Origin of the sequence: Flagellimonas maritima (assembly GCF_003269425.1) — a bacterium.
GTDB lineage: Bacteria > Bacteroidota > Bacteroidia > Flavobacteriales > Flavobacteriaceae > Flagellimonas > Flagellimonas maritima.
The window spans coordinates 3,087,315-3,109,592 of the sequence record NZ_CP030104.1; the positions used below are offsets into that span (position 1 = coordinate 3,087,315).

Below are 22,278 nucleotides of genomic sequence, written 5' to 3' on the forward strand. Positions count from 1 at the left end.
AATTTTGAATGGCTTCAGAAATTAAGAAAATCGCTGTATTTACATCAGGTGGAGATTCACCTGGAATGAATGCGGGTATACGTTCCGTAGTTAGGACCTGCGCTTATTTGAAATTAGAATGTGTTGGCATCTACAGAGGATATGAAGGAATGATAGAAGGGGATTTTAAAACCTTGGACGCTCGTAGCGTAAACAATATTATCAATAAAGGCGGAACCATCTTAAAATCTGCCAGATGTCACGAATTCAGAACAAAGGAAGGTCGTAAAAAGGCTTACGACCAATTAATGAAAGAGGGTATAGATGCATTTGTGGTAATTGGTGGTAACGGAAGTTTTGCCGGAGCACTCTCCTTTAACGAAGAATACAATTTCCCCGTAATGGGGATACCAGGAACCATAGACAATGATATTTTAGGTTCTAGCTACACTATAGGTTTTGACACTGCCATAAATACGGTTGTGGAAGTAATTGATAAGATACGTGACACGGCCAGTTCGCACAACAGACTCTTCTTTGTTGAGGTCATGGGCAGGGATGTTGGCCACATTGCACTCAATGCAGGAGTGGGTGCCGGAGCAGAAGAGATTTTGATTCCAGAGCAGAACTTGGGCTTGGAACGTTTGTTGGATTCTTTAAAAAGAAGTAAAAAATCAGGAAAATCCTCTAGTATCGTTATTGTTGCCGAAGGTGATAAAATCGGTAAGAATGTTTTTCAACTAAAGGAGTACGTAGAAGAACACTTACCTATTTATGACGTAAGAGTATCTGTCTTGGGACATATGCAAAGAGGAGGAAGTCCTACATGTTTTGATAGGGTTCTTGCCAGTAGGATGGGAGTAAAAGCCGTTGAAAGTCTTTTGGAGGGCAAATCCAATTACATGGTGGGAATACGTGATAATAAACTCATCCTTACACCAATCAGCGAAGCCATAAAAGCACATACGGAAATTGATGAGGAACTTGTGAAAGTTTCAGATATAATGACTACTTAATAAAAATTTAAATACACTAATATGTCAAATTTAAAAATAGGAATTAACGGATTCGGTAGAATAGGAAGACTGGTATTCAGGGCGACCGTAAAAAGGGATAATGTAGATGTAGTGGCAATCAACGATTTGTTGGATGTTGAACACCTTGCATATTTGTTGGAGTATGACTCTGTTCATGGAAAATTTGACGGAACGGTAGAGGTAAAGGATGGTCACTTAGTGGTAAATGGAAAAACCGTTAGAATTACGGCAGAAAGAGATCCAAAGAACTTGAAGTGGGATGAAGTTGGTGCCGATATAGTTGCAGAATGTACGGGAATCTTTACCTCTTTGGAAACAGCCCAATACCATATAGATGGTGGTGCTAAAAAGGTGGTCATATCCGCGCCATCAAAAGATGCGCCAATGTTCGTTATGGGAGTTAACCATAATGATGTAAAGGCGTCCGATACAATTGTATCCAACGCATCATGTACAACAAACTGTTTGGCACCCATTGCAAAGGTATTGAACGATACTTTTGGAATTGAAGAAGGGTTGATGACTACCGTACATGCGACTACAGCGACACAAATGACCGTTGATGGCCCTTCAAAAAAAGATTATAGGGGTGGGCGTAGCGCTATGCTAAACATCATTCCCGCTTCTACGGGTGCTGCAAAAGCAGTTACCAAAGTTATTCCCGAGCTTCTTGGCAAACTTACCGGCATGGCGTTTCGTGTGCCTACCGCAGATGTTTCGGTTGTGGATTTAACCGTACGATTGGAAAAAGAAACCTCCTATGATGAAATTAAGAAAGCGTTTAAAGATGCTTCTGAAGGAGACATGAAAGGTATTCTTGGATATACTGATGAGCCTGTTGTTTCACAAGATTTTATAGGAGATGCCAGAACAAGTATTTTTGATGCTGGAGCAGGTATGGAATTGAATTCAAGATTTTTCAAAATAATTTCTTGGTACGATAACGAAGCTGGCTATTCCAATAAATTGGTTGATTTGGCAGAGCACGTATCCAATCTATAATTTTTTCCTTTTGCATACGAACCCTGAAAGAGGTCGTTTCTTTTTCAGGGTTTTATATAAATACTGACCTATGATATTGATTGTTGATAGCGGTGCAACAAAATCTGATTGGATTGCCTTGAATGAAGAAGGTGAACAATTGTTCCTCACACAGACCTTGGGATTGAGTCCGGAAGTGCTTACCCGCGAAGTTATTGAAGATCGTCTTGCCAATAATTTTGATATATCAAAAAACAAGGATAATGTGAGTCAATTATTTTTTTATGGCGCAGGTTGTGGTACGGATAGGATGAAGAACTTTTTAAAGGACATTTTCAAGGATTTTTTCCCCAATGCCAAAGCAGAAGTACGTGAGGATACCTATGCGGCAATCTATTCCACCACTAAAATAGGCCATCAGGGTATCGTCTGTATATTGGGTACAGGTTCCAATTGTAGTTATTATGATGGGCATCAACTGTTTCAAAAAGTGACTTCGTTGGGATACATTTTAATGGACGACGGAAGCGGTAACTTTTTTGGCAGAAAATTATTAAGGGATTATTATTTCCATAAAATGCCTCAAGATTTGGGAATAAAATTTGCCAAGGAGTATAATCTGGAAGCAGACGTAATTAAAGAGCATTTATATAAACAGCCCAATCCAAATACATATTTGGCAACTTTTGCCAAGTTCATTATTGAAAATAAGGAACATGCCTATTGTCGCGGAGTCATTGACAAAGGGTTACAGCAATTTGTCAACAATTACATCATGCAGTTTGAACTGGCCACTAAAGTACCCATAAACTTTGTTGGCAGCATAGCCCATTTTTTAAAGGATGAATTGGCAATGGTGCTGGAAAGAAATGATTTGATCTTGGGTGTAATCCGTCAAAGGCCCATTGAGGGCTTGGTTGAATTCCACAAGGCTACTATTTGACCGCAATCATCGAAATCTCAACATTTACAAACGCTGGGAGATTGGCAACTTCCACGGTTTCCCTGGCTGGTGCGGTCTCTACATCAAAATAAGAGCCATAAACTTCATTAATTTCTGAAAACTGATGCATGTCCTTTATAAAAATCGATGTTTTTATAACATGCTCGAAAGTCATATTCGCTTCAGAAAGAATTGCTTTTAAATTTTCCATGGATTGCTTTGTTTCCTTTTTAATGTCACCTTCAACCAGTGAACCGGTAGATGGATCTATGGGAATCTGTCCAGAAATATAAAGTATATCCTTTATTAGAACTGCCTGATTGTAAGGTCCAATTGGAGCAGGAGCATTTGGAGTATTGATGATTTTCTTCATGTAACTAGTTTTTAATGGGATTAGTGCTTACCAAGATATTTAAAATTATCTTCTGCTGCTAAAAGGCTGGCTTCTATTTTCCCATTTTAGATCTTTAAGAATAGAACTCTTTATACCAATGAAAAAGTACCATCTTTCAAATTGACCAAAAGGAGTCCAATCAAAACTAAGACGGAAACTATCAAGATCTCTATTGAAAGTAAAACGGGTGTCCGTAAAACCTTTGTCCTTAATATCATAACCCGAATTAAAACCTACTTCCCATTTTGGCGATAGTTGTATGTTTCCCGAAAACATTAAGGAATGGTTGGTAATTTCCTTTTGTCGGTTACTGTTATTATAGGTGGCAACATAGGTAAATCGTATATCCCAAGGAATTTTAGTATTGTAAAGTGGGTTGTCAACTTCATTGGTCTCAGGATTTCTATTGTCAAAAAACGGTTGATCAGTGCGAACACCATCAATATCAAAAGGATTTTCACCATAATTGGGCGGTTCTACATTGATTTCATCATCATCTTCTTTATCACCACCTTTTATGAACATCTTACTATTCAAGCTAAAACCTGTATTGATTCTTGCCGAAGTCAACCTTAAAAGACCACCACCATTATTAATGTTCAGGGTGTTTATTCGAGACCCGTTATTGTCAATGGCATAAGGGTCCAGGGTAGCTGCAAAATTGATTGGAACATTTTTTATGATTTCCGTTGCCCCATTTAGGCTTATTGGGCGTAGTTTAAGAGAATCCGCTTCAAAGTTATAACTTGTGGAAAGTGTTAGATTACTCAGAATACTTACTTTTTTAGGCTCAATTGCCGTTGAGTCTTTATCCCTCACTTTGGCCTCTAAAGTATTCTGTAATGAGAAGCTCATGGAATTACCTCTTGTTAAGGAAGGTCTTCCATAAATACTTGTCTCAAAAGGAGTATATTGAACTTCTTCCCTATCACCATCTACATAGGTTTCGTAAAATTGCTCAAAAGATGGGGCATAACTATAACCTATGGATGGTCGCATTACATGCCGTATTGCTTGTATCTTTTTATCTTCACCTCGGTTAAAGGTTCCGTATATGGTAGTTCCGATACTGGCTCCAAAATTATATTGGTTGAAACGGTCAAAACCGGAAATTGTATCCGTAACTATTTCTTCCTGTGCTTGGTCAAATCTTCGATTTATGGTTTCAAGTGTCCAGATATCCTGATAATTACCATTTAAACTTACACTTAAATATTTGGCAACCTTAAAATTGGTTGCAATCGGTATCCTATGCCTTGCGCCAATACGGGCATCATCAAACATTGCCCCTGTAAAAAAATTTTCCTCTGGCGTAGTAATGCTGTTCTGTGCATTGACATCATATTGAAAGTTGATGTTGTCAATAATCCCTTTTTTAATACCGTCACGTTTTGCAAATGGAAAAATTCGTTCCATACTCCCTTGAAATGTTGGTAATTGCATGGTAACCGTTTCACTTCGTGTATTTAGACCATGGGTCAGCGTTAGACTTGTGTTGACCGATGGATATTCTGGAAACGTTTTGGAATAACTTATAGACGAATTTAAATTGTTGGTCTGGACTTGGGACCTATTATTTTGATTAAGTGAATTTGTGAAAAACTGACTACTTGCAAGGTTGACCGACGCTGAAAACCGTGAGTTTGGACTGGCCTTTGGGTCTTGCGTATGCCTGATTTGAATATTATAAATCGAGGATCGGCTAAAATCATCAAATCCTTTTTGACTCTGGATAATGTTTTCAAAGCTGAAATTGAAATTTCCTCTAAACCTGTAGCGTTTTGCATAGATGGATTGAGTTCTAAAACCATAACTACCGTTTGTATAAAAGTCTCCTGATACACTTAAATCCACATAATCGCTTATGGGCAGATAGTATCCTCCGTTCTGAAGAAAATAGCCTCTTTGCGGATCGTTCCCAAAGGTTGGAAATATCAATCCTGCTGTTCGTCCTTGAGAAAGTGGAAAGTAGGCGAATGGCAATGCAATGGGCGTTGGTACATCCACAATATAAAGGTTGCTAAAACCAGCAATTATTTTCTTTTTTGGAACAAATTTTGCCTTACGGATTCTTATGTAGTAATCTGGATCTATGGTATCCTTTGAGGTTGTTAGTTTTCCTTCACTTAAAAAATAGACAGAGTCGTTTTCTTTTTTTGTTACTTCGGCATAGACTTTCATTGCATCGCTCCCCAACTGTCCCAGACCTGCTTGTTGCTCAGTTCTGGAATTCCATATTAATGCTTTTTGTGTATCAAAGTTAAATCTAATGGAATCTGGTCGCACCTCGTTGGTGCCCTGTTTAAAATACGGCAATTGGGAATAAGTTCCAGTTGAATCCTTTAATCTACCTGCATACACTTCATTTTTAATGTAATCCATTACAATGACACCGGCCTTTAGCTCTGTATCCTGATAATAGATTTCTGCCTCGTTGTACAAGTAAATCTTATTGTCCTTTTGACTTAATTTTACGTAGTCTTTGGCCTTGTACTTAATTTTATCCAAGAGCAATGGCTGCTTCTTGGGAACTGTGTCTGACTGGATGGAATCTAAAGGGATGGAATCATTTAAAATATTTTGTGGTAGGAGTGGAGCAACTATGGTATCCTGTATCGCCTTGATGGGCAACGGTACAATGGGATCTTCCTGAGCCGTTGTACTTATTGTGCTAAAGAGCAGAACAAATAGGAAAACTAAGGGATGTTTGTTTGATTGCAACGTGATAAATCCTATTTTTGTGCTAGTTTGGCTTAGTTTTTGGGCTCAAACTTACATATATTTTTTGTTCCGTTGATTGGGGATTACAATATTTTTAACCATTACGGAACGTCATTATTTCTTGTTTCTTATGATTAAAAGTTGCTTATCTTTTTTTGTTTTTCTACTTATAGTCATCTCTTTTACATCGTTCACAAATAATGATGCACCAATATCTTTAAAAGACAAGTTTATTGTAGTCTTGGATGCTGGCCATGGTGGTCATGATCCCGGTAATTTGGGAAACGGTTATCTGGAAAAAAATATTGCACTGAATATTGTTTTGGAGACTGGAAAGGAACTGGAGAAAAACCCGGATATTAAGGTTATTTATACAAGGAATGATGACACTTTTGTCCCGCTACTGAAAAGAGGGGAAATTGCCAATAAGGCAAAAGCTGACCTTTTTGTATCTGTTCATTGTGATTCGCATACCTCGGACGCCCATGGTGCAGGGACCTTTGTTCTTGGACTTCATGCCAACAAACAAAATTTTGAGGTGGCCAAAAAGGAAAATTCCGTAATATATCTAGAGGATAATTATGAACAGCGTTATGCGGAGTACAATATTAATTCACCAGAATCAGTAATCGGTCTTACCATTATGCAAGAAGAATTCTTGGACCAGAGCATTCTTCTAGGAAAAAAACTTCAAGACAACTTTACCAAGAAATTGAGTCGGAAAGATAGAAAAGTAAAGCAAGCTGGCTTCATTGTTTTGCATCAAACCTTTATGCCGAGCGTATTGGTGGAAACAGGTTTTCTAACCAATAAAAACGAAGGAAGTTATCTAAATTCAAAAAAAGGGCAGGCCGAGATGGGCAAAGCCATTGCCAACGCTGTTCTAGCATATAAAGCCGATATTGATAGCGGAATAGTGCAACCGGTCATTGATGAAGAAACTTCCATAGTTGAAACAGAAACTACCCAAGAAGCCACTAATGTTGAAGAACCCAAAACAACTGAAACTGTTGTTAATGTTCAAGAAACAAGAGAAGAGCTCACGAAAAATCCCGAACCGGAAATCACGACTCCCACCAAAGATTCGGGCTTGGTCTTTAAAGTACAATTAATGGCAAGTGCCAAAAACATCCCTTTGAGAGCAAGCAGTTTTAATGGTCTGGAAACATTATCCAAGGAACCTTTTAAAAATTTATATCGCTACATGTACGGTGACGTTGGTTCCTATGAAGAGGCCAAAGTTCTAAAAGTTGAAGCCGATGCAAAAGGTTATACATCCTCTTACATAGTCGCATATAGAAACGGAAAAAGAGTTTCGTTATCGCAAGCGCTCAAATAGGTATTGATTTCGATACCTGCTTTGTCAAAATTATTCCTAATTTTGTTGGAACAGTAAACTGAATCTTTTGAAACTAACCAGGGAAATTAAAACTGCAATAATAGTAATTACGGGAATTTTAGCAGTGGTTTTCGGATTAAGTTACCTAAAGTCCTCTCCATTTTTTGAAAACAGCAAGACCCTTTACGCCATATATGACAATGTAGGTGGCTTGCAACCTGGCACACAGGTTTCGATAAACGGCCTAGAAGTTGGCAACGTTACAGATATTCGTTTTAAGGATACTTCTGGAAAGCTGCTCGTAACTCTTACGATAAGCGATGATTTTGAATTTTCCAAAAACAGTATTGCCGAATTGTACGATACAGGTATAATAGGGGGAAAGGGCATACAGATAAAACCAGTATTCAACGGAGGTGCCACTGTCCAATCAGGAGATACCTTAAAAACCGATACCAAGCCAGGTATTACGGAACTGGTACAACAAAAATTGACCCCGTTACAGATGAAAGTAGAAGGTGCTGTATCCCACGCGGATTCACTTCTTCTTAAATTCAATGACATTCTTGATACGGAAACAAGAGAAGAGCTTAAAAAAAGTATAGCGGGACTTAGCCAAGTGGTGGGAGCCTTCAATGCAAGTGCTCAAAAGCTTAATGTCCTGTTGGATGATAATAAGGAACAATTGGATAATTCTTTAAAAAACGTAGATAATATCACCACTAATTTTTCCAAACTTTCAGATTCCTTGGCAAGTGCTGGTCTAGCGGAAACGATATCAAGTTTTCAAAGCACAGTGGACAAATTGAACAATGTGCTCGGAAAGATTGAGAAAGGCGAAGGGTCTTTGGGCAAACTCACCCAAGATGAAAAGTTATACGATAATCTCAATTCAGCTTCTAGGGAACTGGACCTTTTGTTACAGGACTTTAGGCTGAATCCAAAAAGATATGTCAATGTTTCTGTTTTTGGAAAAAAGCAAAAAGAATATGAACTTCCCGAGGACGACCCCGCTGCAAAAAACCAAAACTAAACTATGGAGTACTTGCCCAATATACTTTTTGCACTTGCCCTTATAGCAGGAGTAGGTTTTTTTTCTAGAAATGTAAAGAAGCTCTCTAGGAATATCAAACTGGGAAAGGATGTTAAGGTAAATGACAATAAATCGCAACGCTGGACCAATATGGCAAAAATTGCTTTGGGCCAGACGAAAATGGTCGTTCGTCCTATAGCAGGACTTATGCATTTAATTGTATACATTGGTTTTATCATTATAAACATTGAGGTCTTAGAGATTATAATAGATGGACTATTGGGGACTCACAGGATTTTTGCTTCATTGGGGGCATTTTATAATATTTTGATAGGTTCCTTTGAAATTTTGGCATTTTTGGTAATCGTTGCCGTTGTCATTTTTTGGCTTAGAAGAAATATTATCAAGCTAAAACGATTTATAAAACCTGAAATGGAAGGATGGCCCAAAAAGGACGGGAATCTTATTCTTTATATTGAATTGGTGCTCATGTTTTTGTTTTTGACCATGAATGCTGCTGATTTTCAATTGCAGCAGATGGGTGCCGCAGACTATACAGAAGCAGGTGCTTTTCCTATAAGCCAATTCATAGCGCCGTTATTTGAGGGCATGTCGATATCGAACCTTATTCTAGTTGAGCGTACCGCTTGGTGGCTGCACATTCTTGGGATATTGGCTTTTTTAAATTATCTATATTATTCCAAACATCTACATATTTTATTGGCTTTTCCAAATACCTACTATGGAAAATTGAAGCCACAGGGAGAGTTTGATAATGTTGAAGCAGTTACCAATGAAGTAAAGCTGATGATGGACCCAACAGCAGACCCTTTTGCAGCACCAACTGAAGATGCTGCGGAACCAGAAAAATTTGGGGCTTCAGATGTTATGGATTTAAACTGGGTACAGTTGCTCAATGCCTACACATGCACAGAATGTGGAAGATGTACTTCAGAATGTCCTGCAAACCAGACAGGTAAAAAACTTTCTCCTAGAAAAATAATGATGGATACCCGTGATAGGTTAGAGGAAGTTGGTAAAAATATGGATGCCAACAAAGGGGAGTTTGTATCAGATGGAAAACAATTATTGGATGATTACATCACGCGAGAAGAATTGTGGGCGTGCACAACTTGTAATGCATGTGTAGAAGCTTGTCCCGTGAGCATAGACCCTTTATCCATTATAGTAGAAATGCGTAGGTTTTTGGTAATGGAGCAATCTGCAGCGCCATCGGACTTGAATAATATGATGGGGAATTTGGAAAACAATGGTGCTCCATGGCCCTTTAACCAAATGGACAGGCTCAACTGGACACAAGAATCCTAAAAGAAAATTTTGAATGGCAAATGAAATGAAAGTACCCACTATGGCTTCACTTTTTGCTGAAGGAAAACAGCCCGAGGTTCTATTTTGGGTGGGGTGCGCAGGAAGTTTTGACGACAGGGCAAAAAAAATTACAAAAGCTTTTGTGAAAATACTGAACAAGGCAGGGGTAAGCTTCGCGGTATTGGGTACCGAGGAAAGCTGTACGGGCGACCCTGCGAAAAGAGCAGGAAACGAATTTTTATTTCAGATGCAAGCGGTTACCAATATCGAAGTAATGAACGCCTACGAAATCAAAAAAGTGGTTACAGCTTGCCCACACTGTTTTAATACCATCAAAAACGAATATCCGGGATTGGGTGGAAATTATGAAGTAATCCATCATACACAGTTTTTAAAACAGTTGTTGGATGAAGGAAAAATAACTTTGCAAGGTGGAACTTATAAAGGTAAACGCATTACTTATCACGACCCCTGTTATTTAGGCAGGGCAAACGATGTTTTTGAAGCTCCCCGAGAACTCATTCAAAAATTGGATGCAGAACTGGTGGAGATGAAAAACTGCCGTAAACGTGGATTATGTTGTGGCGCTGGTGGCGCACAAATGTTCAAAGAAGCAGAGCCTGGGGATAAAGAAGTCAATATAGAACGGACCGAACAAGCTTTGGAGACTCAGCCCGAAATAATTGCAGCAGCTTGTCCCTTTTGTAATACTATGATGACGGATGGGGTTAAGAATAAAGAGAAGGAAGCCAACATCAAAGTCATGGACGTTGCGGAACTTATTGCGTCAGCAGAAGATTTATAATACAAATTTAAACCAAAATGAAATACTTTCTTAGATATACGGCTCTACTTTCCTCTTGCATTTTGCTATTTGCATTTATAGCAGAAGATAGATTAAAGGATGATTTATTGTTTTATGTTTCGTTTGACAAAGGCTCGACTGCTGACATTGCTACAGGCGATAATACAATTTACACTTCCGAACTTAGAAAGAACCTCCAAGATGCAAAACCTGGACTCCTGAATCCAGATGTGGTCATTGCAAAGGGTGCGGGTCTAAGTGGAGACGCTCTGGAATTTAAGAAAAAGAGCAAGATGGTTACCTTTTTCAAAGCAGCTGAAAATGTGGGCTATTCTAAAGAAAATTGGAACGGTGCAGTGTCATTTTGGTTACAATTGGACCCTGCAAAAGATTTAGAACCCGGTTACTGTGACCCCGTTCAAATAACGGATGTCAATTATAACGATGCTGCACTGTGGGTAGATTTTACCAAAGAAAACCCTAGGAATTTTCGTTTGGGCGTGTTAGGGGATTTGGAAGTTTGGAATCCTAAAAAATTGGGCCCGGATGAGAATCAAGATTATTTAAGGCGATTGGTTACTGTAAGCAAGCCTCCTTTTATGAGGGGCGAATGGACGCATATTGTAATCAACTTTTCAGGATTGAATACGGAGAATGGCAGCGCAGAATTATACGTTAACGGGGAAATTAAAGGAAAAGTTCCTCCCATAAAAGACCCGTTCACTTGGGATGAAGAAAAAGCAAATATTTTATTGGGGCTCAATTATATAGGCTTATTCGACGAACTTTCTATATTCAGCAGACCGTTAAATACTGATGAAATAGGACGTATATATAACGCAAAAGATGGTTTAAAATCTCTCTTGGATTAATTTAAGAACATATAATTACAACTTTTATGTTAGTACCTTTTGATAAGCTTCCTGATGACTCCAGAATTTGGATTTATCAATCCAACAGAAATTTTAACGAAGCCGAGCTTGAAGAAATTCAAGAGAAAATGAAGAGTTTTATTACGGCATGGACAGCACATGGAAGTCAATTGGAAGCGGGTTTTGAAATCAAGTACAAGAGATTTATAATTATTGGTTTGAACCAATCCAGTACAGGTGCATCTGGGTGTTCCATAGATGCTTCCGTACATTTTATCCAAGAGTTGGAAAAAAAATACGATGTAGAACTATTGGATAGAATGAACGTGTCTTTTAAGCAAGGGGAATACATAACCTATAAGCCTTTAAAAGATTTTAAAAAAATGGCCAGGGAAAAAGCCATCTCAAGTAATACAATAGTGTTCAACAACTTGGTAACCAATAAATCTGAATATTTAGAACATTGGGAAGTTCCCGTTAGTGAAAGTTGGCATTCACGATTTGTTTGATGTATTTTCTACCATGTTTAGCTAATTTTCAGTCCACTGGACTTTCTCCCTCTTATTTTACACTATTCATCTTTAGATTTTCAATAGGATAAGTATCGATATAAAATAGTGTGGTTTTGTGACTTTACTTTAAATGGTGATTATGAGTATGGCAAAATCAAACAATACAACGAAAGAATTAGTAAGTTGGATTGAATCCTTGACAGATGACCCCATATTAGGCTTATAAACTCTTTAAAATTGCCCAGCGAAGGGAAATCAACTGATTGGTGGGAAACGCTTATCACAAAAGATAAGGAGAATACTTTGATGGGAATTCAAGATTTTCATAATAATGATATAATCGATTCAAAGGAATTCTGGAACGATCTGAAAAATGGATGAGCTTTCCGAAGTGAAATGGACTAAAAGGTCGTTAAAAATGCTATTACTATTAAACGATGCCTTACTGAAAAATTCACTCACAAAGAAGTCTTGAAATTTGAAAGTATACTAAAACAATTTGAATTAACGGTATCCAATTTCCCAACACTCTATCCTGAATCAAAATCCAAGAGAAACTTAAGACGTGCCGTTATACATAAGCACACAACTATCTATTATTTATTTGTAAAAAAGAAGGTTGCCATTATTGTCATAAAGGATAATAGACAAGAAAAAGCAAGCAATTAGACTAAACCCTTAGAGAACAATTTTCTTAAAATATCTTAATTACTAAGCTTTCTTCGATGAAAAGCAATATTTTTAGCAGCAATAAGTTGATGTCTTAGACAACATATTTATGCGGATAAAATTTTATTTCCCCCTTTTCTTATTCCTTTTTTTTGAAGTACAAGGGCAAAAAGCCCCTTTAATTACATCTGATTCAGTTGCACAATCCAGTTGGGTGGAGACTCAATACAGAAATATGTCTTTGGATGAGCGTATCGGTCAGCTTTTTATGGTGAATGTTTCCTCAAATCAAGATAAATCCTCGACAGACAAAATATCAAGTCTTATTAAAGAACATCATATCGGGGGGGTTATTTTTTCGAAGGGAGGACCAAAACGTCAAGCAAAACTTACCAATAAATATCAAGCTGATTCCAAAATACCTTTGTTAATAGGCATGGATGCAGAATGGGGTCTCGCAATGCGTCTGGATTCCACTTATGCTTTTCCTTGGAATATGACATTAGGCGCCATTCAGGATAGTACCATAGTTGAAAAGGTCGGTTTTCAAATCGGGAGACACGCCAAAAGACTAGGAGTTCATATTAATTTTGCGCCGGATATTGATGTAAATAACAATCCCCAAAACCCGATTATAGGAAACCGTTCTTTTGGGGAGGACCCCACCAACGTAACTCAAAAGGGCATCGCATTTATGAAAGGAATGGAAAAGGCAGGGGTCTTATCATGTGGGAAGCATTTTCCCGGTCATGGTGACACCGCAACAGATTCACATAAAGCTCTTCCAATAATCACTTCAACAAAAGAACGGTTGGACTCCATAGAGCTCTATCCATTTAAAAAATTGATAGAAAATGGGATAAGCACAATAATGGTGGCACATCTGGACGTACCTAATCTGGAAATAAGGGAGGGACATCCATCATCACTATCAGAAGATATTGTTTCTGGATTATTAAAAGATGAATTGGGATTTAAGGGATTGGTCTTTACGGATGCATTGAACATGAAGGCCGTTTCCCAATTTGCAAATGAGGGAGAAGTTGAACTTGAAGCTTTTCTTGCAGGAAACGATATGCTATTGATGCCTGAAAATGTTGTTAAAGCTAAAGAAAAACTTGCTGAGGCTTATGGCACAGGAACGATTACCGAAGAAAGACTTTCAATATCGGTCAAGAAAATATTAATGGCTAAATACAAGGCTGGCCTGTATAACTATGAGCCTGTAAAATTGGAAAATCTTAATGAAGATTTAAACAGTCTAGAGAATGACATTGTTTATGAAGAAGCCATTGAAAATGCCATTACGATAGCAAAGAATAATTTTTCGCTGCTACCGATTAAAAAATTGGAGAACAAAAAGATTGCGTATGTAAAATTTGGTGATGATTCAAGTACCATATTTTATGAAACTTTATCAAAATATGCCAAGGTAACCCAAATCAATGCCAAGGATGCCGCAGGCTACAGAAAGAAGCTTGCCGACTTTAACTTAGTTATCATTGGTATGCACAAAAGCAACGAAAGCCCTTGGAAAGGATATAAGTTCTCTGAAAATGAACTTTTTTGGATTCAAGAAGTTTCTAGGTTAAGAACCAGTAATACAATACTTACATTGTTCGCAAAACCCTATGCGCTATTGGACGTTGTTAATTTTAAAACTATAGATGCGGTAGCCGTTGCATATCAAAACAGTTCAATAGCTCAAGAAAAAGCCGCGGAAGCAATCTTTGGTGCGATCGGAACGAATGGGAAACTCCCTATTTCCGCACATCCAGAGTTCCCTGTTCATACTGGAATAGAACTAAAACCACTTCAACGATTGGGCTATAGTATTCCAGAGCGGGTCGGTTTAAATTCTACCAAACTTGCAATGGTGGACAGTTTGGTCCAAATAGGTCTTGATTCCCTTATGTTTCCTGGAGCTCAAGTACTTGTTGCCAAAAAGGGAAAGATTGTTTATAATAAAGGCTTTGGTAAACCAACCTATATTTCCGAAGAAAAGATTCAAGATTCCCATATTTATGATTTGGCGTCATTGACCAAAATTCTCTCGACATTGCCTTTGATTATGAGAATGGAAGAGGAGAACAAGATTGCATTGAACGATACTTTTAAGGAATTGATACCTGAATATGAAGATTCCGATCTAAAAGATGTTACCGTACTAAAGGCACTTTCACATTATGGTCGCCTACCGGCCTGGATAGCTTTTTACATAAGTACATTGACCAAAAACAGAAAGCCGTCTTCAGATTTTTATAGGAATGCACCCATGGACGGTTTTTCATTTAAGGTGGCTGAAAATTTATATATAACGGATGCCTATAAAGACTCTATCTATAATAGGATCGGTAGACAATCATTAAAGTCCAACAGGTATAGGTATAGTGATGTTGCGTATTACGTATTTAAAAAATACATTGAGGAAACCTATGGTAAATCGATTGACGAATTGATAAATGATTTTTTGTACAGACCCATGGGGCTACAACGTACATCTTTTAATCCATTGAACAAATTCCCCAAGGATGAAATAGTCCCTTCCGAAGAAGATAAATATTTTCGTTACCAAACTGTGCAAGGCTATGTCCATGATATGGGAGCTGCAATGCAAGGTGGAGTTGGAGGGCATGCGGGTCTATTTAGCAACGCTAACGATGTAGCCAAAATTATGCAGATGTACTTACAAGGTGGAAGCTATGGCGGGAATCGCTTTTTAAATGAAAGAACCATTAAAAAATTCAATACCTGTTATTTTTGTCACAAAGATGTAAGGCGGGGCGTAGGTTTTGATAAACCCCAGCTAAAAGAAAAGGGCCCGACTTGCGGATGTGTTTCAAGAAAAAGCTTTGGACATAGTGGGTTTACGGGTACATATACATGGGCGGATCCTGAAGAGGAACTTGTTTATGTATTCTTGTCCAATAGAACATACCCATCTGCTACCAATAGGTTATTGGTAAAGTCTGGGTTGCGCACTAGGATTCAACAAGCTATTTACGATTCTATTATTGAAGAGCCATTAAAATAATCTAGATTTGTTATTATGAAAATAGCAATAGTATGTTATCCAACCTTTGGAGGTAGTGGTGTTGTGGCTACGGAATTGGGCATAGCACTGGCTGGAAGAGGACATGAGGTTCATTTTATCACTTACAAGCAACCTGTACGTTTGGAACTCTTGAACAATAATATCCATTTTCATGAGGTACATGTTCCAGAATATCCCCTCTTTCATTACCAACCTTATGAATTGGCTTTATCCAGTAAATTGGTGGATACCGTGAAATTGTTCGGGATAGAGCTGCTCCATGTACATTATGCCATTCCCCATGCATATGCAGGCTATATGGCAAAAAAAATGCTGCAAGAGGATGGAATCTACGTTCCAATGATTACCACGTTGCATGGTACCGATATAACTTTGGTAGGCAAGCATCCTTTTTACAAACCTGCTGTCACGTTCAGTATCAATAAATCTGATGTAGTTACATCCGTTTCTGAAAACTTGAAACAGAGCACTTTGAAAATCTTTGATATTGAAAAGGATATTGAAGTTATCCCGAATTTCATCGATACTAGAAAATATAGCACTGGTTATACAGATTGCCAACGTTCTCTTATGGCCAATGAAGATGAAAGAATCGTAACACATATTAGCAATTTTAGGGGTGTAAAACGTATTCCTGATGTCATCAATATTTTTTATCGCATTCAAAAGGAGCTACCAGCAAAGCTTATTATGGTAGGGGAAGGCCCTGAAAAGGAAAAAGCAGAACAGCTATGTGATGATTTGAACATAAAAGATAGGGTAGTTTTTTTGGGCAATAGCAATGAAATAGATAGAATATTATGTTTCTCCGATCTTTTTTTACTGCCATCAAAATCCGAAAGTTTTGGTTTGGCAGCTTTGGAAGCCATGATTAATAGGGTAGCAGTAGTGTCAAGCAACACAGGAGGAATACCTGAAGTAAACATAGAGGGTGAATCTGGATTTTTGGCAGATGTTGGTGATGTGGATGAAATGGCTTCAAAAGCACTTTATATTTTAAAGGATGAAAATATATTGAATAAATTCAAAGCGAATGCATTTAAAATAGCTTCTAAATTCGATATAGTAAATATTCTACCACTATACGAGGAAGTTTATGAAAAAGCCTATAAATCAAGATTCAAGAATTCTTATTAATATGAAACAGTTCATTGTAGTGTTCGTTATCATAACCTTGGCATCTTGTAAGGCCCAGAATGTTGTTACGGAACAATTCGCACAGGATGAGGATATTGTTTTAATTGATAAAGATGATTTTAGTGGTATTTTGGAGTATGATAACATGGTGGTTAAAGACTCAAAATCATTGAAGAGGTTTTACTCCCAAATCAATAAAACCCGTAAGCCGGGACTACCCGTACCGATCGTAGATTTTTCTGAAAATATGGTCATTATCATTTGTATGGGGGAACAAAAAGGGAAGCTACTTCCAGTCTTATTTAAAACTGAAGAGTCTGATAGTGAAATTACCTTTGCTCTGAAGATGGTTGAATCTCAAGAGAATGAAACTTTATCAGAAATAATATCCCATCCTTTTTACGTGTTTAAAACACCTGTCACTCATAAATCGGTAATTTTCAATAAATCAATGCATTAGGTTAATTGAATTTTGCTTTTTTGCAGCTCATCGATAATTGGGGCAATTTAAAGCACAAACTATAAGTTTGATAATCATAGACTTAGTTTTGTAAAGATAATCCTCAAATCATTATCATGAAAACTATAAATAGAGTCATATTTCTGCTGGCACTTTTATTCATATCTATTATTAATGCACAAGAAGCCCAGCTTACAAAAAAAGATAGTATTGCCGAAAGTTTTTGGATGGTTACTCTGGGAACTAATTTTGTAGATGATTCTGGTGATGAATTTAGAGAACTTTTTGATTTTGAAGAAGCATGGAATACAGTTCCATATCCATCAAGAATAAGCATTGGCCACTATTTTAAAAGTGGGCTTGGACTGGAAGCGATCGGTAGTTACAATAAATACAATGAGGGAAAGATAATTGATGATGTTGTTAACCCTCAAGATACAGATTATCTAGGATTGGACTTTAGGGTTAGTTATGACTTAAATAAAATCTTGGGTGAAACTGGTTTTTTTGACCCCTACATAGGTGTTGGAGCTGGGTATACAGATGCAAATAATCAGGGTAGGGGAACATATAATGCCATTGTAGGGTTCAGGACTTGGTTGTCAGACCATTGGGGTCTTGATTTTAATTCCACAGGCAAGTGGACCATGAATTCTGAAAATAGTACAAACCATGTTCAACATGCAGTAGGTGTAGCCTATAGATTCAATGTTAAAAAAGGAATTTCCAGAAGGGGAGAGGAAAAGTTAGCGTTTTTGGAAGAGTTTGAAGATAAGCAGCAACGTATAAAAGATTCCATTGATGCTAAACAGAAAGAAGATGAAAAAGCCAGATTGTTGGCAGAGCAATTGGAAAGAGAGAAAGTAGCAAATCAGCTTGCTGCCGAAGAAAAGGCAAAAAAGGATGCAGAAGATGCAGAACGAGCTAGAATAAAAAGCGAAATCGAGGAATTGGGCAATGTATATTTTAAATTAAACTCATCCTACCTTACTTCCAATGATAAAAAACTATTGGATAAGCTTGTCATGATTTTGGAAGATTCACCTACGCTAGAGGTGAATATTACCGCTCATACAGATTCCAGGGGAACAGATAAATACAATCAATGGTTGTCAGAAAGAAGGGCAAAACGAACCGTAGATTATATTATCTCTAAAGGAATAGATGGGAAAAGAATAACTTACGATGCATTTGGAGAAGCTAAATTGGTGAACGAATGTAATGATAACACACCCTGTTCAGAAGAAAAGCATGGTCATAACAGACGTTCGGAAATTACTATAGTCTCATTTTAGGGTTTAGTAATGTTTAGAATAAAGATAATCCAGTAATTCTTTGGATTTTCCCTTTTCCGTTTATGTAAAAAGTATCATTTTGGATGACCTTGTATACTTTTACTTGAGAGGTATGTGTTTCGGTTGCATATAAAAAATCGTTTACATATTTTTTCAGAAACGAAAAATTCGTGGTTCTTAAGTCAATTTGTTCTAAATCTTCTACTTGATGGTTATTTTCAAAATTTTCAATCTTGGAAATTTCAAAATCAGGAGTTATAGATGTGGTATCGTTTTTCTTTAGAATACCAAAAAATCTATCGCGAAGCGTATTCAGTTTTTTTGATTTTAAATATTCCTTGAGCTTGATTTTATTTATTTCTACCATTGCCAACAAATTGCCGCCCTTTATATTCTGATAAACAATTCGGTGTTCGTAATTATAGATATTGTTGGACCATCTTCTTTTGTAGTCCATGCCGCCAACGCCCATTTCAAACAATATATATCCATTCTTTAAGCACCATTCCAATTGTTTGTAGATCTCAACATGGCCCAACCCAAATTTGGAATAGTCAATATCATAAGATGAAATTGTACTAAAAAGAATTTTGTCAAAATGGTAGTTCAATGATATTTCTATAGGTTGCTTTCCATTATAGATTACAAATAGGGATGCACTTCCATCTAGAATTAATTTATAGGTCGTTTTTACGATTTTCTCCCATTCGTCCATGTTTTTATGCTCCTCTTTTCGTTGTTGGAAACGTTTTACCATCATATCATGTAGGGATTTCATCAGAAAATCATAATCCTCTACGTTGATAGTTCTATGGAACAATTTGTATTCAATATCAAAACACTTCTCTAACCGCCTTACATATCTACGTATAATGCTCCTGTATTTTGATTTGAACTGGACCTCTAAATAATCATCAACTGTTTTTATCGAATTTAAAAGAATGGAATAGCCCCAATTGAATTGGGATATGGCTTTCATTTTGTAATTGGTATTTTTATATGAAAGCTCAAAATAATTTGGCACCAACCTCAAAGAATGTAAGGACAGTACGGGAGAGTATTTGAAACTCTGTTTTTTATCATCAAAAACAACATGTTGCCCATGGTACCGAATTTCAGAACAGAGTTTTGAAATTTTATCGGTTTTAACCAAGATTGAAAAGAATTCAGGATTTTTTTCAGACTTCATGAACGATTCGACTTTATGATGTTTCTTCTTTAGAAGATATAATGAGCTTTTGAACTTCTTTGTTCCATTTTAAATAGAACGTATTGTGATTTCCTATTTCTGAAAAGACCGATAAATTTTGAATATAAATTTGATTTTTATGGATAAAATTATTGACTGAACAAATAAGCAAAGAGCTTTCAATTTGATTAAATTTTACCTTTTTCAGTTGGTCGATCGGGGGGAATTCAAAATCATCACGGACAATAGTTATCTCTTGTTTGCTGAGTTTGTCCTTAAATTCTCTAGAACTCGCATAACGGTAGGTTATAAATTTCCCGTACCATAGGTGCAATTTTAAAGCTTTCATGATATGGATAAAGTAGTACCTTAATTTCAATAAAAGGAATCTACTATAAGCTGAGACAATCGCATAAAATGATTTGGAATCAAAAACAAGTTGTTCTTTATAGGTATATGTGTTATCTACCCATTTTCTCTTGTGGAAAAAATCACCTCTTCCCATATCAAACAATTTAAAACCATTTTCATAGCTCCATTGCAAATGGTTTACAATATTTATACGACCTATGCTAAATACAGAATAATCAATATCAAAACAGCTGTTCCAATGAAAAACGATGTTTTTGTCAATAAAGTTCAATGAGATGTTAATTGGTTTGTCTCTATCATAGATAACAAATATGCTTGCCCTTTTTTCCAATATCAAGGGGTACATAATTTTCCGGTACATTTTTAAAAAGGGTATTTCAAAATTTCTTTCTTTTTTTTGAATGAACCGTCGCTCTGTCATGACCAATAGTGTTTTAAACAGGTGGTCATATTCCGCTTTTTCAATTGCTCCGTAATAAACTTTGTAGGTTGGTCTTAAACATAAATCAAGTCTTTTGGTCAGCCTCCGCAGTTGTGAACGCCTTACTTTTTTAAACTTGGCTTGCATATAGTTTTGGAAATCGCTGTATCCACTTAAATTTATCAGATAGCCGGAATAAAGGGGAATTTCCAATACTGTCGACTCGTTTTCATGCTTTGGTTCAACTTTTAAATAGCCCGGTATATCGTATATTGAAATCACCTTGTTTGCTATTCCGATAGTTTTGCGTATTTGTTGGTCATCAAATCTTTCCCCCGAAAATGTTTCCGTGATTTTAGCATAAAATGAGGGGAAGGCTTTGTTTTTAAGAAAAAAATCAAAAAAGAAGTTAAATCTTAAATATTCAGATTTTTTCATGAAACTCATAGACAATGCATTTGAACTTCATAAAGCGAAGTGTTTGATATAGTGCCCAAGTCAGTACGCCTATTTGATAATGGTTTACGAAGACAATAATAAAAATTGTTTAAAATCCAGGTCATTGTAACACTAAAGCTTTTTTCTGAGTTTTACCACATATTAGAAAATGGGATGGCCTTTTTTTTAATTTGTATACCCTTATGTCATTGAATGACTCTTGGGTATAAAAAATAAAGTCGTACACACTTTTTTTAAGAAAGGCATAATCATTATCACTTTTTATATCAATAATAACCAGGGTTTCATTTGAATGTATGGAATCAATGGCAATAGGGGAAACTTTTTTTTGACTAATTCTTGGGTTTTTTATTTTGAACAAATGTTTTTTCAATTTTTTGTAGGGTTTGTTGGCACCCACTGATTTCAACATTTTTACCAAGCTATAATAACTTCTGCCCCAGACGACTTTCAAAAAGGAAAATATAACAGCACTTGGGGATGTTGGGTCATAAACGATATGATTTTCACAATGATAGGTATGTGTCATCCATTTTTTTTTGTAGTACCCGTACCCTTTTAATAAATCATACGCTTCAAAATTCTGTTCGTAGTGCCATTTTATATTCTTCAACATTTCAATAGTACCTAAATGAAATTTGGCATAATCGATATCATAAGCACTAAGTATATAATATGCCATTCTTTTAAAATGTATATTGATTCTGACACTTATTGGTTTTTCGTCATCATAAATTACAAATAGATTCGCTTTTTTATCAATAATCAAATCGAACAAAATTGTTTTAAACTCATCTAAATGTTGCAGCTCATAATTTGCCTCTTTCTTTTGATGAAACCTTTTTATCAAAAGTTCCCGTAATACTTTGAACAATCTTTCGTACTCATCTTTTGTAATATTTCCGTAGTAAATTTTGTAATCTATATTAAAACATTTTTCCAATCTAGTGGTATATCTTCTAAAATTGGATTTGCTTTTAGCGCCAAAGTTTTTGTCCAAGTAATCTTTGAACACAGAAAAACCATCAAAACGAATTATATAGCCTTCTAAAGCACGTATTATTCTCAATTTGAGTTTATTTGGCGGATCTACCTGTAGATAGTTCGGAACGTCCTTTATATAAAACAAATTATCTTGTAAAGCAAGACATACCTTAGGAGTAATATGGTAAAGCTCTTTATTGAACCCGGTAACCTTAGTGTAAAAGGGGGATAGATTGCCCTTTACTAAAAGGTTCCTTAGAAAAACGATTGTTTTTGTTCTCACCATGTTATC

The 22,278-nt window shown here is 36.6% G+C and carries 18 protein-coding genes; 13 read left to right on the top strand and 5 right to left on the bottom strand.

Annotated elements, in window-relative coordinates; translation table 11 throughout:
- Nucleotides 1-8 precede the first annotated feature (8 nt).
- The 3 genes from pfkA (at nt 9) to HME9304_RS13740 (ending at nt 2,940) form a co-directional block, all read left to right on the top strand.
- Nucleotides 9-995, top strand: a complete 987-nt coding sequence (pfkA, locus tag HME9304_RS13730) for a 6-phosphofructokinase (RefSeq protein WP_112379122.1) — start codon at nt 9-11, stop codon at nt 993-995.
- Between the two features lie 21 nt (nt 996-1,016).
- Nucleotides 1,017-2,018, top strand: coding sequence for a type I glyceraldehyde-3-phosphate dehydrogenase (gene gap / locus HME9304_RS13735; RefSeq protein WP_112379123.1), 1,002 nt, complete (start codon nt 1,017-1,019; stop codon nt 2,016-2,018).
- A gap of 70 nt (nt 2,019-2,088) precedes the next feature.
- Entirely contained in the window at nt 2,089-2,940 is an 852-nt protein-coding gene (locus HME9304_RS13740) for an N-acetylglucosamine kinase (RefSeq protein WP_112379124.1), read from the top strand.
- Here the strand turns inward: HME9304_RS13740 and HME9304_RS13745 are convergent.
- Both HME9304_RS13745 and HME9304_RS13750 read right to left on the bottom strand, forming a co-directional pair.
- The gene (locus HME9304_RS13745; protein ID WP_112379125.1) at nt 2,933-3,313 is read right to left on the bottom strand and encodes a RidA family protein; all 381 of its coding nucleotides are present in this window, start codon (nt 3,311-3,313) and stop codon (nt 2,933-2,935) included. The genes HME9304_RS13740 and HME9304_RS13745 overlap by 8 nt on opposite strands.
- A 45-nt stretch (nt 3,314-3,358) precedes the next feature.
- Nucleotides 3,359-6,055, bottom strand: a complete 2,697-nt coding sequence (locus HME9304_RS13750) for a putative LPS assembly protein LptD (protein WP_112379126.1) — start codon at nt 6,053-6,055, stop codon at nt 3,359-3,361.
- Between the two features lie 130 nt (nt 6,056-6,185).
- Here HME9304_RS13750 and HME9304_RS13755 point away from each other — a divergent pair, with 130 nt between their 5' ends.
- The 10 genes from HME9304_RS13755 (at nt 6,186) to HME9304_RS13805 (ending at nt 18,561) form a co-directional block, all read left to right on the top strand.
- A complete protein-coding gene (locus tag HME9304_RS13755; protein ID WP_112379127.1) occupies nt 6,186-7,394 on the top strand; it encodes an N-acetylmuramoyl-L-alanine amidase family protein in 1,209 nt (402 codons plus the stop codon).
- Nucleotides 7,395-7,461: 67 nt separating this feature from the next.
- The gene (locus tag HME9304_RS13760; RefSeq protein WP_112379128.1) at nt 7,462-8,427 is read left to right on the top strand and encodes an MlaD family protein; all 966 of its coding nucleotides are present in this window, start codon (nt 7,462-7,464) and stop codon (nt 8,425-8,427) included.
- Between the two features lie 3 nt (nt 8,428-8,430).
- Nucleotides 8,431-9,756: a 4Fe-4S dicluster domain-containing protein gene (locus tag HME9304_RS13765; RefSeq protein WP_112379129.1), complete on the top strand. Its 1,326-nt coding sequence runs from the start codon at nt 8,431-8,433 to the stop codon at nt 9,754-9,756.
- Nucleotides 9,757-9,769: 13 nt separating this feature from the next.
- The gene (locus HME9304_RS13770; protein ID WP_112379130.1) at nt 9,770-10,561 is read left to right on the top strand and encodes a (Fe-S)-binding protein; all 792 of its coding nucleotides are present in this window, start codon (nt 9,770-9,772) and stop codon (nt 10,559-10,561) included.
- Nucleotides 10,562-10,578: 17 nt separating this feature from the next.
- On the top strand, nt 10,579-11,433 hold the full coding sequence (locus tag HME9304_RS13775) for a LamG-like jellyroll fold domain-containing protein (RefSeq protein ID WP_112379131.1): 855 nt from the start codon (nt 10,579-10,581) through the stop codon (nt 11,431-11,433).
- Between the two features lie 26 nt (nt 11,434-11,459).
- Complete coding sequence (locus tag HME9304_RS13780) at nt 11,460-11,942, top strand: ABC transporter ATPase (protein WP_112379132.1); 483 nt, start codon at nt 11,460-11,462, stop codon at nt 11,940-11,942.
- 781 nt (nt 11,943-12,723) lie between these two features.
- The gene (locus HME9304_RS13790; RefSeq protein ID WP_112379134.1) at nt 12,724-15,648 is read left to right on the top strand and encodes a glycoside hydrolase family 3 N-terminal domain-containing protein; all 2,925 of its coding nucleotides are present in this window, start codon (nt 12,724-12,726) and stop codon (nt 15,646-15,648) included.
- Between the two features lie 15 nt (nt 15,649-15,663).
- Nucleotides 15,664-16,806 (top strand): N-acetyl-alpha-D-glucosaminyl L-malate synthase BshA, encoded by a 1,143-nt coding sequence (bshA, locus tag HME9304_RS13795; RefSeq protein ID WP_112379135.1) that lies wholly within the window; start codon nt 15,664-15,666, stop codon nt 16,804-16,806.
- A gap of 1 nt (nt 16,807) precedes the next feature.
- Nucleotides 16,808-17,266, top strand: coding sequence for a hypothetical protein (locus tag HME9304_RS13800; protein ID WP_123877508.1), 459 nt, complete (start codon nt 16,808-16,810; stop codon nt 17,264-17,266).
- 116 nt (nt 17,267-17,382) lie between these two features.
- Nucleotides 17,383-18,561 carry an OmpA family protein gene (locus HME9304_RS13805; RefSeq protein WP_164674847.1) on the top strand — a complete coding sequence of 393 codons (1,179 nt, stop codon included), beginning with the start codon at nt 17,383-17,385 and terminating at the stop codon, nt 18,559-18,561.
- A 13-nt stretch (nt 18,562-18,574) separates the two neighbouring features.
- Here the strand turns inward: HME9304_RS13805 and HME9304_RS13810 are convergent, their stop codons facing one another.
- From HME9304_RS13810 to HME9304_RS13820, 3 genes are all read right to left on the bottom strand, one after another.
- On the bottom strand, nt 18,575-19,750 hold the full coding sequence (locus HME9304_RS13810) for a GNAT family N-acetyltransferase (RefSeq protein ID WP_112379137.1): 1,176 nt from the start codon (nt 19,748-19,750) through the stop codon (nt 18,575-18,577).
- 13 nt (nt 19,751-19,763) lie between these two features.
- Nucleotides 19,764-20,990 (bottom strand): GNAT family N-acetyltransferase, encoded by a 1,227-nt coding sequence (locus HME9304_RS13815; protein ID WP_112379138.1) that lies wholly within the window; start codon nt 20,988-20,990, stop codon nt 19,764-19,766.
- Between the two features lie 112 nt (nt 20,991-21,102).
- Nucleotides 21,103-22,272 carry a GNAT family N-acetyltransferase gene (locus tag HME9304_RS13820; RefSeq protein ID WP_112379139.1) on the bottom strand — a complete coding sequence of 390 codons (1,170 nt, stop codon included), beginning with the start codon at nt 22,270-22,272 and terminating at the stop codon, nt 21,103-21,105.
- Between the last annotated feature and the right edge of the window lie 6 nt (nt 22,273-22,278).